The 14,779-nt window shown below is 64.3% G+C and carries 10 protein-coding genes; 7 read left to right on the forward strand and 3 right to left on the reverse strand.

What is annotated here, in order from left to right:
• The first annotated feature begins 124 nt into the window (after nucleotides 1-124).
• The 3 genes from ACIQUI_RS05770 (at nucleotide 125) to ACIQUI_RS05780 (ending at nucleotide 3,567) form a co-directional block, all read left to right on the forward strand.
• Nucleotides 125-1,744: an NADP-dependent glyceraldehyde-3-phosphate dehydrogenase gene (locus ACIQUI_RS05770; RefSeq protein WP_403195816.1), complete on the forward strand. Its 1,620-nt coding sequence runs from the start codon at nucleotides 125-127 to the stop codon at nucleotides 1,742-1,744.
• Nucleotides 1,745-1,854: 110 nt separating this feature from the next.
• Nucleotides 1,855-2,322, forward strand: a complete 468-nt coding sequence (locus tag ACIQUI_RS05775) for a VOC family protein (RefSeq protein ID WP_403195818.1) — start codon at nucleotides 1,855-1,857, stop codon at nucleotides 2,320-2,322.
• A 63-nt stretch (nucleotides 2,323-2,385) separates the two neighbouring features.
• On the forward strand, nucleotides 2,386-3,567 hold the full coding sequence (locus ACIQUI_RS05780) for a hypothetical protein (protein ID WP_403195820.1): 1,182 nt from the start codon (nucleotides 2,386-2,388) through the stop codon (nucleotides 3,565-3,567).
• A gap of 286 nt (nucleotides 3,568-3,853) precedes the next feature.
• Here the strand turns inward: ACIQUI_RS05780 and ilvA are convergent, their stop codons facing one another.
• Both ilvA and ACIQUI_RS05790 read right to left on the reverse strand, forming a co-directional pair.
• Nucleotides 3,854-5,413: a threonine ammonia-lyase, biosynthetic gene (gene ilvA / locus ACIQUI_RS05785; RefSeq protein WP_403195822.1), complete on the reverse strand. Its 1,560-nt coding sequence runs from the start codon at nucleotides 5,411-5,413 to the stop codon at nucleotides 3,854-3,856.
• Between the two features lie 181 nt (nucleotides 5,414-5,594).
• Complete coding sequence (locus tag ACIQUI_RS05790) at nucleotides 5,595-6,026, reverse strand: PACE efflux transporter (RefSeq protein ID WP_403195825.1); 432 nt, start codon at nucleotides 6,024-6,026, stop codon at nucleotides 5,595-5,597.
• A 193-nt stretch (nucleotides 6,027-6,219) separates the two neighbouring features.
• Here ACIQUI_RS05790 and nrfB point away from each other — a divergent pair, with 193 nt between their 5' ends.
• From nrfB to ACIQUI_RS05810, 4 genes are all read left to right on the forward strand, one after another.
• Entirely contained in the window at nucleotides 6,220-8,394 is a 2,175-nt protein-coding gene (gene nrfB / locus ACIQUI_RS05795; protein ID WP_403195827.1) for a cyclic di-3',5'-guanylate-activated glycosyltransferase NrfB, read from the forward strand.
• Entirely contained in the window at nucleotides 8,391-11,396 is a 3,006-nt protein-coding gene (locus ACIQUI_RS05800) for a phage receptor (protein WP_403195829.1), read from the forward strand. The genes nrfB and ACIQUI_RS05800 overlap by 4 nt, the downstream gene beginning before the upstream one ends.
• Nucleotides 11,396-12,235 (forward strand): DUF4434 family protein, encoded by an 840-nt coding sequence (locus ACIQUI_RS05805; RefSeq protein ID WP_403195832.1) that lies wholly within the window; start codon nucleotides 11,396-11,398, stop codon nucleotides 12,233-12,235. Before ACIQUI_RS05800 ends, ACIQUI_RS05805 begins: the two co-directional genes overlap by 1 nt.
• 141 nt (nucleotides 12,236-12,376) lie before the next feature.
• Nucleotides 12,377-13,468, forward strand: a complete 1,092-nt coding sequence (locus tag ACIQUI_RS05810) for a diguanylate cyclase domain-containing protein (protein ID WP_403195834.1) — start codon at nucleotides 12,377-12,379, stop codon at nucleotides 13,466-13,468.
• An 11-nt stretch (nucleotides 13,469-13,479) separates the two neighbouring features.
• Here ACIQUI_RS05810 and ACIQUI_RS05815 read toward each other — a convergent pair whose 3' ends face one another.
• On the reverse strand, nucleotides 13,480-14,778 hold the full coding sequence (locus ACIQUI_RS05815) for an ATP-binding protein (RefSeq protein ID WP_403195835.1): 1,299 nt from the start codon (nucleotides 14,776-14,778) through the stop codon (nucleotides 13,480-13,482).
• Between the last annotated feature and the right edge of the window lies 1 nt (nucleotide 14,779).

The following is a 14,779-nucleotide window of genomic DNA, read 5'->3' on the forward strand; positions in this document are numbered from 1 at the left end:
ATCACTTCGGGCACTGAGTGGCAGGTTGGGCCAGACTGGTGTTTTTCCGGCAGCCGGTGCATGCTCGCAGCTGAAGCGATTCACCCGGCTTGAAACCCGCCCCGTCATGTGAGGTGCAGTACCCATGGACCGTCTGCTCGATTCACTCTTCCCCAGCGCCGAAAACATCCCGCAAACCTGGCGCCTGGAAGCCCCGCTGGAACAACGCGACTACCTGGTGAATGGCGAGCTCAGGCGCTGGGACGGGCCCCTGGCCACGGTACGCAGCCCTGTGTGGCTAAAGGAAGGCAACGAAGAACGCCAGGTGGTGCTGGGCAGCGCCCCGCTGCTCGATGCAGACACCGCCCTTACTGCGCTGGACGCTGCCGTACAGGCCTACGACAAGGGCCGTGGCGCCTGGCCGAACATGCGTGTCGCCGAACGTATCCAGCATGTCGAAAGCTTCCTGGCACGCATGCGCGAACAGCGCCAGGCCGTGGTCAAGCTGCTGATGTGGGAGATCGGCAAGAACCTCAAGGATTCTGAAAAGGAATTCGACCGCACCTGCGACTACATCGTCGACACCATCAACGCCCTCAAGGACCTCGACCGGCGCTCCAGCCGCTTCGAGCTCGAACAAGGTACGCTGGGCCAGATTCGCCGTGCACCGCTGGGCGTGGCCCTGTGCATGGGCCCCTACAACTATCCCCTGAACGAAACCTTCACCACGCTGATCCCTGCACTGATCATGGGCAACACGGTGGTGTTCAAACCGGCCAAGTTCGGCGTGCTGCTGATCCGCCCATTGCTGGAAGCGTTCCGTGACAGCTTCCCGCCAGGGGTGATCAACGTCATCTACGGCCGCGGCCGGGAAACCGTGAGCGCGCTGATGGCCAGCGGCAATATCGATATCTTTGCCTTCATCGGTACGCACAAGGCCGCCAGCGACCTGAAAAAGCTGCACCCACGCCCGCACCGGCTGCGCGCCGCACTGGGGCTGGATGCCAAGAACCCGGGTATCGTGCTGCCACAGGTCGACCTCGACAACGCCGTTGAAGAGGCGGTTACCGGTGCGCTGTCGTTCAACGGCCAGCGCTGCACGGCGCTGAAGATCCTGTTCGTGCATGAAGACGTGGTCGACAGCTTCCTCGACAAGTTCCAGCGCAAACTGGCCGCGCTCAAGCCCGGCATGCCGTGGGAGCCTGGCGTAGCGCTGACACCGCTGCCGGAGCCCGGCAAGGTCGACTACCTCGACGGCCTGGTCGCCGATGCCACCGCCAAGGGTGCCCGCGTGCTAAACGAAGGCGGCGGGCAAAGCCGCGGCTCGTTCTTCTACCCGGCTTTGTTGTACCCGGTCAGCCACGAAATGCGCGTCTACCACGAGGAACAATTCGGCCCCCTGGTACCGGTAGTGCCTTACCGCGACCTGCAAACCGTCATCGACTACGTGCTGGACTCCGATTACGGCCAGCAACTGAGCCTGTTCGGCAACGACCCGGCGACCATCGGCAGCCTGGTCGACATCTTCGCCAACCAGGTCGGGCGCATCAACATCAATGCGCAATGCCAACGCGGCCCCGATACCTACCCGTTCAACGGCCGCAAGAACAGCGCCGAGGGCACCCTGTCGGTACATGATGCCTTGCGTGTGTTCTCCATCCGCACGCTGGTCGCCACCCGCTTCCAGGAGGCCAACAAGGAGCTGATCAGCGAAATCATCCGCAATCGCCAGTCGAGCTTCCTTACCACTGACTACATCTTCTGACGGCCGCGTTTATAGTCAATCGATCTAGCGCCCTTGTCGATTTTCCATCAGCGCAAACGACTCTAAGCAACAGGGCGCCCTCCGGCGCCCACTGCAAAGGAGCGTCGAACATGGCAGTCAAACCCATCCCCGAAGGCCAGCACAGCATTACCCCCTACCTGGCCATCAACGATGCCGCCAAGGCCATCGAGTTCTACAAGCAGGCCTTTGGTGCGGTCGAAATGTTCCGCCTCGATGCCCCAGGTGGCCGCGTGGGCCATGCCGAGCTGAAAATCGGTGATTCATCGTTGATGCTGGGCGACCCCTGCGACATGGAGGGCGGGCTCACCGCCAGCCAGAAGCTCAGCGGCGCAGGCGTGGGCCTGCACTTGTATGTCGAGGACTGCGACAAGGTTTATGCCCAGGCGCTGGCGGCTGGCGGCACCCAGTTGCACCCCTTGACCGACCAGTTCTACGGCGACCGCAGCGGCACCCTGAAAGACCCGTTCGGCAATATCTGGTTCGTCTCGACCCACAAGGAAGACCTCACCCCCGACGAAATTCGCGCCCGTGCTGCGAACATGTTCGGCGGTAACTGAGCAGCATGTTGAAAGCGGCGCGACTTTGCTTGAAGCTTGAGGCTTGTAGCTTGGAGCTGCTTCATGCGAATCATCGACAAAACCGCCGCCCAGGTGCGCAGCCTGACCCCCGCCGAGGAAGAGCTGCTGGTCGGCTTTGCCACCGGCAGCCTCGCCGGCCCACGCCTGTTGCAGGCCAACCAGCTGCTGATGAAGGTGCGCAGCGCCAACCAGTGGCTGGCCTGCGACTGCCGTAGCGATGCCTTGCCAGTGCTCAACGTCACGCTCAACGGCAGTACCGGCACGCTGTTTATCAAGAACAACCCGGGCTCGGCCGAGCACGCCCCCGGTTGCCCGTTCACCAAGGACGAGCGGGAAGCGGCCGAACGCGAAAACGACCCCGCACCACCCGCTGCCTGGCTGCCGCCAGACACACCGCTACGCCTGATCAGCGACTTCCGCAATGCCGCCAGCGGTGCCGGCGGCGATGGCAATGACCGGCGCGAACAACAACGCCTGCTGTCCTTGCTGTTGACCTGGATCGAAACCAGCGGCCTGAACCTTTACGCCACTCACCTGAAAAAGGACCTGACCACCCAGTTTGCCGAACTGCGCAGCGTGGCCAACCGCTACCCGCTGCTGGAACGGGTCCCCGCCAGCAACTACCTGGAAACCCGCCTGGACATGAAGCACATGATGATGCTCAAGTCCCGCCTGCGCGAGGCCACGGTGTTCGGCAACCATCGCCGCCACGGGCTGATGCTGGACTGCGTCGACCAGATCAAAGGGCGCAAGCTGTTCAACAACCGCAGTGAAGACGGCTTCGACTTCCAGGGGCACCACCTGTACTGGGGCGGTAACCGCACCACCGGGCCATTACTGGCGCTGATGATCTACTCGCCAACCAGCGCCGGCAGCCATTATTACGAGCTGATCCATGTGGCCAGCGTACCCGTGCTGTCCCGCGCACACCTGTTCCCGGTGTACCGCGATGAAGAACGCGAACCGCTCAAGGCGCTGGTGTCGCTGATCGACTGGATGGCCAGCAAGGGCGTGAAAGTGCAGATGCGCCGGCCGGTGATTGGCGGGCAAGTCATGGATGAGCTGGTGCTGACCTCCGACCAGGACCGGGTGCTGTCGGTGTCGCTGCTTGAACAGCCGATCGGGCCCGAGCCGGATGCCGAGAATTTCAAGCGCTATGCCGACTTCAAGAGCCTGGAAACCTTCCGCAAGTTTGTTGCCGGCTTTTTCATGCGTGAGCGTTGAGGGTGCTTGCCTTGGGCTTTGTAGCGCCTGTTGGATCGAGCGCCGCCCGCGCGGCGCTTCGCAGCACAAGGCTGCTCCTACATCTGTTTCGGGCCAGTTATTCCTGAGGCAAAGGCGCGCGCCCCCTTGGCGTTCACCTCGATAGCGTGTTGGGCAAACAGGGCGGTCGCGTGCAATGGCACAGGCGTGACTGGCCCGAAACAGATGTAGGAGCAGCCTTGTGCTGCGAAGCGCCGCGCGGGCGGCGCTCGATCTCACAGGCGCCGAGAATCCTGCGTCGGATGCATCAACCCAGGAACAGCTTGTAAGCCGGGTTATCAGTCTCATCCCAATACCGATACCCCATCTCATCCAGCGCCAGCGGCAGCCCCGCCAACTCGTCCCCCGGCACCTCCAGCGCCGCGAATACCCGGGCCTCTGCCGCGCCATGGTTGCGGTAATGGAACAGGCTGATGTTCCAGCGCTTGCCCAGCCGCTCCAGAAAGCCCAGCAACGCCCCCGGCCGCTCGGGGAACTCGAAGCGCATGACCCGCTCATCGGCACCCGGCGCGGCATGACCACCCACGGTATGGCGCACATGCAGCTTGGCCAGTTCGTTTTCGGTCAGGTCGAGCACGCTGTAACCCTGCTCGCGCAGGTTGGCCAGCAGCTGGCCCCGCGGGTCGTGCAGCGGGTGCGTCTGAACGCCCACGAACAAACGCGCATCCTTGCCTGGGTAATAGCGGTAGTTGAACTCGGTGATCTGCCGCTTGCCCAGCGCCTGGCAAAACGCACGGAAGCTGCCCGGCTGCTCCGGGATGGTCACGGCAATAATTGCCTCACGCTGCTCGCCCAGCTCGGCCCGCTCGGCCACATGGCGCAGGCGGTCGAAGTTGACATTCGCACCGGAGTCGATGGCCACCAGCGTCTGCCCCTGAACACCATCGCGCGCGACATATTTCTTGATCCCGGCCACCGCCAGTGCACCGGAAGGCTCGGTGATCGAACGGGTATCGTCATAGATGTCCTTGATTGCCGCACACAGCTCATCGCTGCTCACCGTCACCACTTCATCAACGAAGTGCCGGCACAACTCGAAGCAATGTGCGCCGATCTGCGCCACCGCCACGCCATCGGCAAAAGTGCCGACCTGCGGCAGGATCACCCGCTCGCCGGCGGCCATGGCGGCCTGCAGGCAGTTGGAATCCTCTGGCTCGACACCAATCACCTTCACCTCTGGGCGCAGGTACTTCACATAGGCGGCGATGCCGGCGATCAGCCCACCACCACCTACCGGCACGAAAATGGCGTCCAGCGCGCCCGGGCGCTGGCGCAGGATTTCCATTGCCACGGTGCCCTGCCCGGCGATCACGTCCGGGTCATCGAACGGCGGCACGAAGGTGGCCCCCTCACTGTCGGCCAGCTTCAGCGCATGGGCCAGGGCATGCGGGAAGCTCTCACCGTGCAACACCACATGCCCGCCCCGCGAGCGCACCCCTTCCACCTTCAGCGACGGCGTGGTGGTCGGCATGACGATAGTGGCCTTCAGGCCCAGGTGGGACGCCGCCAGGGCCACGCCCTGGGCATGGTTGCCTGCCGAGGCGGTGATCACCCCACGCTCGCGTTGCGCGGTGCTCAGACGGGACAGGCGGGTGTAGGCGCCGCGGATCTTGAACGAGAAAGTGGGCTGCAGGTCTTCACGCTTGAGCAATACCTGGTTACCCAGGCTGGCAGACAGTGCCGGCGCAGCTTGCAGCGGTGTTTCGATGGCCAGGTCGTACACCGGCGCGGCAAGAATGCGCCGTACCTGCTCCGACAGCAGTTGCTGGGGGGTGACGCTGGTACGAGGGACGCTGAAGCTGGTCATCGATGACTCCTTGGCTGTTTTCACGTTGCCCGGGAGTCAGAGAGTGGAAACCCGCCTCCAGGGCGGGTTCGGTGCACGTACGCGCTAGCCCGCCAAACTGATAATGGCGGTAATAATAATGGCGTTCACGTGCGGGAATGTTTTCATGGGGTAGGAACTTAGCCGTTAGTGCCGCACAAAGTCAACACTTGGCCTGCTGCGCCGAAAGCGGTACATCGAACACTTTGTCGAACCCCCACTGGAAGACAAAGGCGTACACGAAGAAGAACACGAACAACGCCAGGTTGGTCAGCAGTGCCGCCCACAGGCTCACATCCAGCCAGTACGCCACCAGCGGCAGCAAGATCACCACCAGCCCACCCTCGAAGCCCAGGGCATGCAGCAGGCGCCGCAAGAAGGTGCGCTCGCGCTGCTGCTGGCGCGCTTCCCAGCGCTCGAACACCCAGTTGTAACCCATGTTCCAGCTCATCGCGATGGCCGACATCATGACCGACAACGCAGCCGACTGTGCCATGCCAGCGCCGAACGCCAGCTCTAGCACCGGCGCCACGCAGGCCACGGCGATGGCCTCGTAAAGAATGGCCTGGACGATCTTGCGGGCCTTGCCTTGCATGTTCAGCTCCCTGGGTAAACGACCTGTAAAACTACAAGATGTTGCCCACAAGAAAAAGCCCGAAATTTGGACAATGGCGCGTTCGGCTGCTTGTATCTATCCCGTACAAACGGCGACATCTCGTACAACTTCGTCGAGGGAACCGAGCGAGGATAAAGACGATGGCCCACACCGCCCCCACGGTGACTGCCGTATGAGCCTGGCATTCATCGATTTTCTCACCTATGTGCTGTTCGGCCTGAAGATCCTGGCCATTACCCTCGCCTCGCTGATGTTCCTGCTGGGCCTGGATGACCTGTTCATCGACCTGTGCTACTGGGGCCGCAAGCTGATCCGGCGTTTTCGCATCTATGACAAGTTCGAAAAGGCCGACGAGAAACGCCTGTACGAAGTCCCGGAAAAGCCCTTGGCGATCATGGTCCCGGCCTGGAACGAAGTGGGCGTGGTCGGTGAAATGGCGCGCCTGGCGGCCTCCACCATCGACTACGAGAACTACCAGATTTTCGTCGGCACCTACCCCAACGACCCGCAAACCCAGGCCGACGTCGACGCGGTGTGCCTGCACTACCCCAACGTGCACAAGGTGGTGTGCGCCCGCCCCGGCCCTACCAGCAAGGCCGACTGCCTGAACAACATCATCGACGCGCTGCTGCGTTTCCAGCAGGACGCCGGTATCGAGTTCGCCGGTTTCATCCTGCACGACGCCGAAGACGTCATCTCGCCCATGGAACTGCGCCTGTTCAACTACTTGCTGCCGAACAAGGACATGATCCAGATCCCGGTGTACCCCTACGCACCGGAATGGAAGGGCTTTACCGCTGGCCACTATGTCGACGAGTTCGCCGAAAACCACGGCAAGGACGTCATCGTTCGCGAAGCCCTTACCGGCCAGGTGCCTAGCGCCGGGGTCGGCACCTGTTTCAGCCGCCGCGCCATCAGTGCGCTGCTGGAGGACGGTGATGGCATTGCCTTCGACGTGCAGAGCCTTACCGAAGACTACGACATTGGCTTTCGCCTGAAGCAAAAGGGCATGAAGTGCATTTTTGCCCGCTACTCCATCACCGACCCGGCGCTGACCCTGAAGCAGGCGTGGCGCCCGGGCATGAGCCGCGAGTTCTCCCAGGTGATCTGCGTGCGCGAGCACTTCCCGCGGGACTGGCAGCATGCCATTCGGCAAAAGTCGCGCTGGATCGTCGGCATTGTGTTCCAGGGCACCAGCAACCTCGGCTGGAGCCGCAAGGGCGCGCTCAACTACTTCCTCTGGCGCGACCGCCGTGGCCTGTTCGCCTACCTGCTGAGTTTTCTGGTCAACCTGTTGCTGCTGGTGTTGCTCGCCATGTGGCTGGTCACGGTGATTGCACCAGACGCCTGGCGCTTCATGTCGATCCTCAGCGACAGCTGGCTGCTGTCCACCCTGCTGTGGCTCAACGGCCTGATGCTGTTCAACCGCCTGTTCCAGCGCGGCTGGTTCGTTACCCGCTTCTACGGCATTGGCGAAGGCCTGCTGTCGGCGCCGCGCATGATGTGGAGCAACTTCGTCAACTTCTTCGCCAACCTGCGTGCCCTGCGCCAGGTCATGGAAATGGGCGACTCGCGACGCGTGGCCTGGGACAAGACCACCCACGAGTTCCCGGCCATCGCTACCCCGGCCCGCACGCCACTGGGCCAGCGCCTGGTGGCCAAAGGTTTGATCAGCGACGAGCAGCTGCAACAGGCAATCACCAGCCCGGTACGCCGGCGCCTGGGCCGCGAGCTGCTACTGCGTGGCTGGCTGAGCAGCGAACAACTGGTGGCGACCCTGGCCGAGCAACTGGGCATGCCCTGGGCACCGCTGAACCCGTTCAAGCTTGACCCGCAACTGATCGCCAGACTGCCCCGCAAACTGGCGACGCACTATGGCGTGCTGCCGGTAGCCGAAGACGGCGACACGCTGATCCTGGCCAGCGAAAGCCCGGTCAGCCAGGTGTCGCTGGGGGTGATCAGCCGCCACCTGAAACGCCCGGTCAGCGTCCGTCTGGCACCACAAGGCAGGGTCACCCTGGGCCTGCGCCTGCACTACCCCAGCCCCTGGCAGAAGCCGGAAACCCGCGACATGCTGGCCATCCTCGAACGCCATCAGGACGACGAAGCGCTGCTGGAGCAGGTCAGCCACCACCAGGTCATGCTCGGCGCCCTGCTGCAGGTACGCGGCATGGTCCCGGTCACCCTGTTCAACCAGGCCCTGATCGACTTCGACCCCGAAAGCCAAAGCCTGGGCGAGCACCTGATCGCCCGCGGCATCATCACCGAGCAGGTGCTACAGCAGGCGCTCGATGAACAGGCCAGCGAACAGCAGGCCGCCCTTGACCTGACCCGGGAGGTGGCATGAAGCCGCGCGTTTCCCTCACCTTCACTGGCCTGTTGCTGTGCGCCACCGCCCTGCCCGCCACAGCCTCGGCGCCGATGACCGACTTCCAGCGGTTCACCAGCTTCCCGTTCATGGACCGCAGCTACCGTGAAGCGAAGAAGGACAACTGGGCCGAGGTCGAGCGCCTGACCCGCCACGTACTGGGCCGGGTACCGAACAACGACGAAGCCCGCGCGCTGCTGGTAGAGGCCCTGGCCCACCAACGCCGCTACAAGGACGCCCAAGCGCTGGCCGAACAGCTGGGCGGCAGCCCCGAATACGCCGACGCGCTGCTGGAACTTCGCCTGACCTGGATCGAGCAGGACCCACCGCCGGCCAGCCAGGTGGAGCAATGGCTGGCTAGCAGTGATGCCATGCACCGGGTGCGCCTGTGGCAGGCCTACAGCCTGAGCCTGGCCAAGTTCGGGGGGGCCGCTAAAGCACTGGCGTGGCTCAACCAGCTGCCGCCCCGCGATGATGGCCAGGTGCTGCGCCTGGCCCGGGCCAACTTCGCCGAACAGTTGCGCAACTGGAAGGAAACCATCGAGCAACTGCAACCGCTTGCCGAAAAGGGCCAGTTGCCGGCCCAGGACTGGCAGCGCCTGGCCAATGCCTATGTCCAGCAGGTGGATGAAAAGGGGCTGAGCAAGCTGCTGGCCAGCGCGCCCTCCCCTCAAGCAGCGAACCAGGCGCGCCTGGCCATGGCCAACCGCGCCATTGCGGTGGGCCACAACCAGGCAGCCCAGCGCTGGTTGCAGTCGCTGCCGCCCGAGCAACTGAATCAACCCGACCAGCGCCAGCAACTGTGGGAGCTGGCCCGCGAAGGCGACGATGCAGCGCTGGTGCGCCGCTTGAGCAACGATCTGCAGCGCCCCTGCCTGGAAACCGTAGACTGGCTGTCACGCCAAGACCCGGACCAGGCCCGCGAGCAGTTCAAAGGCTGTAGCTCCAGCACCGATCCTCGCGCCTACGCCGTGCTCAAGCAACGGCTCTATGGTGCCCCACCGCAACCGCCACAACCGCGCACAGCCAGCGAATGGGAAAAGCGCTACCGGCAGAGCGGCGACCTGGCAGCGCTGGAGCAAGCCACGTTCCTGCTGGTGGAACAAGGCCAGACCGGGCAGGCCCGGCAACTGCTGGAGCAGGCCTACGACCGCCGGCAGGGCCGTCTCAGCCCATCGCTGCTGCAGCGCATGGGCAATCTGTATGCGCGTACTGACGGGCCACTGGACAGCCGCCGCATGCTTGGCCTGATACCACGCCTGGATGCCAACACCCGCGCCCAGCTGCTCGGCCGCCTGGCCGAAGCCGGCCAGTGCGATGCCGTGCGCCTGGCAATACCGGCCACCCCAGGCGAACCCGGCCAGTACCGCGCGCTGGGCCGCTGCGCCATGCCGGACCAGCCCGGCGAAGCGGTGGTCTACTACCAGGCCGCCGAACGCTTGGGCGGCAGCGCAGACCGCCTGCCACTGGCCTATGCCCTTGAAGCGGCGGGCGATTCCGAGGCTGCCCTGCCCATCTGGCGCAGCGTCCCGGACAGCGCCTGGACCGACAACGCCCGCCTCACTGCCGCCCGTGGCGCACTGAATGCCGGCGATGCAGAAGCCGCTCGACGCTACTGGGACGCCGCCGAGCACCACAGCGCGGATGACTGGGCGCTGGGTGCCGCCATCGCACAGCGCCTGGGCGATTACCCGGCCGCACTTGGCCTGCAGCGCCAGGCCCTGGCAACTAACCCACGCGCCGACCACTACTACGCGGCCGCCAGCACCGCGCAGCTGGCCGGCGACAGCGCGCAGAGCATGGCCTGGCTGGCCGAGGCGGTGCGCCTGGCCCCCGATCAGCCACGCTACCGCGCCGATTACGGCATGCGCCTGGCCGGCTCCACGGACAAGGCCCAGCGACGCCAGTCGATCCCTTATCTGGAGCGGGCGACCCACGATTTCCCCGAGGACTACCGCCTTGGCGAAACGCTGGCCTTGCGTTACGACGAAGCCGAGGCCAGCGCCTCGGCACGCCGCGAACTGCGCCGCATACTCGATGTGGAGCAGAACCTGGTCGATGGTGACGATGAGTACGGCAGCCTGGAAGCCCGCAAATACCGCCAGCGCAGGGCTCACGAAGCCCTGTCACGGCGTGACACCATCACCCTGGCCAGCACCTGGTCACCCGCCGGCACCTCGACCAACGACAAGTTCCTCGACAACGGTCAGCGCAGCGGCAGTTCGCGCCGGGCACAGTCACAGAACGTGCAACTGGCCATGTGGGACCACGCCCTGGGCGAAGAGCCGAGCCGCAACGGCAGCACCCTGTCGGTCTATGGCCGGGTACTGTTCGGTGGCCAGAGCCGCACCGACTATGCGCAAAGTATGGGTACTGGCGTTGGCCTGCGCTACAAACCGCTCGGCCAGGCCAACCTCAACCTGTACGCCGAGCTGTACCACCAGCGGCAGATCGACGAAGAACACTACCGTGGCCTGAGCCTGGGCCAGTTGCTGAGCCCGGCCAAGGTTGGCGGCAACTGGGGCGACCTGCGCCACCACGCCGAATCGAGCAACGACCTGCTGCTACGCGCCACCGCCTCGTTCCTCGACCAAGGCGACTGGCGCAACGACTGGCGGGTGGATGAAGACGACTGGAACGAGCGCTTCCTCTACCTCGACGCGGCCTGGTGGACCCGTGCCGGCGACCACGCCTGGCTGTCGCGCTACCAGCAAGGGCATGCCTGGAAACGGCCGGGCAACTCACCGCAAACCCTGATGCCCTACGGCTTTGTCGAGTTTTCCAGCCAGGACCCGAGCAACGACTGGCGCCAGGACGCCCGCGCCGGGGTGGGTGTGCGCTGGCAATGGTGGTTCGATGACGACCGCTACAACGCCTACCGCGGCTCGCTGAAAGTGCGTGCCGAGTACCAGCAGTCGCTGGGCGGCAACCTTTACCAGCGCGCCAATGGCGTGCTGGTCGGTGCGGAGATGACCTTCTGATGCGTACGATCCTCGCCCTCTGCCTGCTTGCCCTGTGCCTGCCCGCCACGGCCGACCAGCGCCTGTTCTACCAACCGCTCAACCACGACGCCGGTGTTACCCCGGCCCAGTGGCAGCAACTGTGGCACGCCACCGCGGCGCAGGGTGGCAAGACCTTGATCGTGCAATGGAGTGCCTATGGCGACAGCGACTTTGGCGGTGCCCAGGGCTGGTTGGCCAACAGCCTGCGGGCCGCACGTGCCCAGGGGCTGCAACTGGTAGTGGGGTTGTACATGGACCCGGCCTATTACCAGCGCCTCGACGAACTGGACGGCGAAGGCCTGAACAGCTACTGGAAAGCGCAGCTGGGGCGTTCGCTAAGCCAATACCAGCAACTGCGCCAGACCTGGCAGCTGCCGGTGGACGGTTGGTACCTGCCCATGGAGCTGGACGACCAGCACTTTCGTGAAAGCGAGCGCCGCGATGCGCTGTACCGCCAGTTGCAGGCCTTCAACCGCCAGTTGGACAAGCCACTGCACATCAGTGCTTTTAGTGCCGGCAAGCTGTCGCCACGGGTCAATGCTGCCTGGCTGGGTCAACTGGCGGGGCTGGGCTTGACGGTGTGGTGGCAGGATGGCGCCGGGACCGGGCGCTTGCCTGCGTTGGTGCGCCAGGGCTATGAACAGGCCTTGCCGTGCCGGGTGGGCGTGGTGCGTGAGGCGTTTCGCCAGGTGAGCGCACCGGGGCAGGCATTCAGGGCAGAGCCTGCCGAGCCGAAGGTGGGTGGCGGGTGCCATGCCGAGGCCGTATTTGCCTTGCGCTACCGGCCATGGGCCAAGGGTGTTTTGCCACAGAATTGAGTCACCAGGCCTGGCCTCTTCGCGGGCACGCCCGCTCCCACAGGTCCCCCACAGCGTTCGAATACTGTACGACCCCTGTGGGAGCGGGCGTGCCCGCGAAGAGGCCGGGCCTGGACAAGCAGTAGTCTCAGGAGCCCACCGATGTTCAAGACCATCGAAGCCCACATCCGCAAGCAGGTCGCCCCCGCCGCCCTGCGCGCCGAGTTCCGCCAGCACGAATTCGAGTCCATGCGCCCGTTCTGCCAGCTGGTGTTCTGCGTCAGCATCCTGATCTGGCTGGTCTTCGACCTGATCGTCAGTTTCCTAGGCGACCAGGGTTTCACCTGGCGGTCCTACGTGTTCATCGCCCTGCTCGGTTGCCTGACCGTGGTACTGCGCTTCACCCGGCGCAGCCATCACTTCGACGTGCTCAACCTGCTGTTCATTGCCGTCATCACCTTGAGCATGCGCCTGGTGATCGAAGGCATACCGGTGGCCCTGCGCCCGGTGTGGCTGGTGCTCGGCGTGTCCACCGTGCTGTATGCCTTGTCGGTGTTGCCAACGCGGCGCTGGTCGTTCTTCTGCGCCATGGTCATCACCTGGGTAGTACTCAATCCCTTCTACCACACCCGCATCGAACCCGATGCACTCGAAGGCGCCATGCTGATCAGCTATGCAGTGTTCCTCAGCGGCCTGGTCAGCTACAGCTACCTGCAGATCCGCAAAGCCAAGCTGCACAATTTCTACCTGTCCAAAGTGCTACTGGAGCAGGCTTATGTCGACGCGTTGACCGAAATCCCTAACCGCCGCTCGTTCATGACCAAGGCGGAGCAACAACTGAAACTGGCAACCCCGGGGCAGTACCTGGCGATGGTCGACATCGACAACTTCAAGAAGGTCAACGACCGTTTCGGCCACGACATTGGTGACGAAGTGCTCAAGCGCGTGGCACTGCATATCAAGGCGGCCATGGTCGATTCTGAATTTGCCCGGCTGGGCGGCGAGGAGTTCGCCATTTTTCTTGAAGGGCAGGACCAGCAAGGTGCCGAACAGTTGGTGGAGGCGTTGGTGCGCAGAGTGCGTGATGATGCAGGCGCACACCCGGTCACCATCAGCATCGGCCTGGCGCAGGTGACCGCGGGCGATACCTTGACCATGGCGTTGGTCAAGGCCGACCAGGCGCTGTATGAAGCCAAGCACACCGGCAAGGACCGGTTTGTGCTGTGGACTTCACGGTTGGCAGAACAGGGTTAGCAGGCAGCCCTTCACCCCGCTGGCAAACGAATGCGGAACTGCGCCCCCCCCAATGCCGACTGCGCCACGGTCAAGGTCCCACCCTGCCCCTCGATCGCTCGCCGGCTGATGGCCAGCCCCAGGCCAAAGCCACCGGTGTTGCGGTCGCGGCTGCGGTCCAGCCGATAGAATGGCTGGAAAATCCGCTCCCGCTCCTCCACGGGTATGCCAATACCGTCATCCTCCACCGTCAGCAGGCAGGCGCCATCGCCCTCCAGACGCAAGCGCAGCAACAGGCTTTCATCGCAATAGCGCATGGCATTGCGCACCAGGTTCTGCACCGCCCGCGCCGTCAGCCGAGGGTCCAGCACAAACCGGGGCAGGTTGCCTTCGGCTTGCACTTCCCAACGGATGTTGCGGCCATCGAGCTCTTCGGCAAAACCACCGAGCACGCTGTCGACCAACTCCAGCAACGACACCTCGACCCGCTCGCGGGCCTGGTCGGCGTTGTAAAGGCGGCTATAGGACAACAGCTCCAGCACCAGTTCATCCAGCTCACGCACGTGCCCCACCAGTTCCAGCAGGCGCTTGCGGCTGGCGGGCGGCACCTCGTCGAACAACAGCACCAGGCCGAAATCCAGCCGGGTCAGTGGCGTGCGCAGCTCGTGCGACACCGCGTTCAGCAACTCGCGTTGCTGGTTGACGTGGCGCTCCAGGTCGCTGGCCATGGTGTCGAACACCCCCGCCAGCTCACCGATGTTGGAATGCGGCGAAATCTGCGTACGCTCGGCCATCTGCCCCTGGCCCAGGCGCCGGGCGGTTTCCTTCAGCCGCTCCAGGTCGCGCCAGTGCGGCCATACCCACAGCAGCAGGCAGCCCAGCATGGCCGCGCCGATCAGCACGGTTACCCCCCATGACAGCACGTTGATGTCCAGCGGGTCTGGCGGTGAGTGCAGGCGCACCAGCCATTGCTTGTCCAACGGTGCCAGCACTGTTTCGTAGTAGCCCCACTCAGCAATGCGCACCGCGTACAGGCCGTGCTCCAGCCGCGCCTGCTCCTCGGCGCTCAGCTCGGCCTGGTCCATGCGCAGCAGTTGCAGCTCCAGCGGGGCGAAATCGCGCGCCAGTTCCTGCGCCACCGCTGGCCACTGCTCGGGCGGGGCCTGGCGGAACTGGCGCACGATCAGCGATTGCACGCCCTTGGCCTGGTCCAGGTTGTAGGCCATGAAGCGGTCGCGAAACAGCCCGACGATGGTGTCAGGGATGAACAGCAACGCACCGGCATAGGCAACGATGATCACCAGGTACAGCCGCACCAGGATCTTGAGCATG

Origin of the sequence: Pseudomonas sp. NPDC090592 (assembly GCF_044769185.1) — a bacterium.
GTDB lineage: Bacteria > Pseudomonadota > Gammaproteobacteria > Pseudomonadales > Pseudomonadaceae > Aquipseudomonas.

What these genes read in the sequence shown, in the direction of transcription:
- ACIQUI_RS05790 (WP_403195825.1), bottom strand. Translation starts at nt 6,026, where the DNA reads ATGCAAGGCAAGGCCCGCAAGATCGTCCAGGCCATTCTTTACGAGGCC.
- ACIQUI_RS05815 (WP_403195835.1), bottom strand. Translation starts at nt 14,778, where the DNA reads ATGCTCAAGATCCTGGTGCGGCTGTACCTGGTGATCATCGTTGCCTAT.
- ilvA (WP_403195822.1), bottom strand. Translation starts at nt 5,413, where the DNA reads ATGACCAGCTTCAGCGTCCCTCGTACCAGCGTCACCCCCCAGCAACTG.
- ACIQUI_RS05805 (WP_403195832.1), top strand. Translation starts at nt 11,396, where the DNA reads ATGCGTACGATCCTCGCCCTCTGCCTGCTTGCCCTGTGCCTGCCCGCC.
- ACIQUI_RS05810 (WP_403195834.1), top strand. Translation starts at nt 12,377, where the DNA reads ATGTTCAAGACCATCGAAGCCCACATCCGCAAGCAGGTCGCCCCCGCC.
- nrfB (WP_403195827.1), top strand. Translation starts at nt 6,220, where the DNA reads ATGAGCCTGGCATTCATCGATTTTCTCACCTATGTGCTGTTCGGCCTG.
- ACIQUI_RS05780 (WP_403195820.1), top strand. Translation starts at nt 2,386, where the DNA reads ATGCGAATCATCGACAAAACCGCCGCCCAGGTGCGCAGCCTGACCCCC.
- ACIQUI_RS05770 (WP_403195816.1), top strand. Translation starts at nt 125, where the DNA reads ATGGACCGTCTGCTCGATTCACTCTTCCCCAGCGCCGAAAACATCCCG.
- ACIQUI_RS05775 (WP_403195818.1), top strand. Translation starts at nt 1,855, where the DNA reads ATGGCAGTCAAACCCATCCCCGAAGGCCAGCACAGCATTACCCCCTAC.
- ACIQUI_RS05800 (WP_403195829.1), top strand. Translation starts at nt 8,391, where the DNA reads ATGAAGCCGCGCGTTTCCCTCACCTTCACTGGCCTGTTGCTGTGCGCC.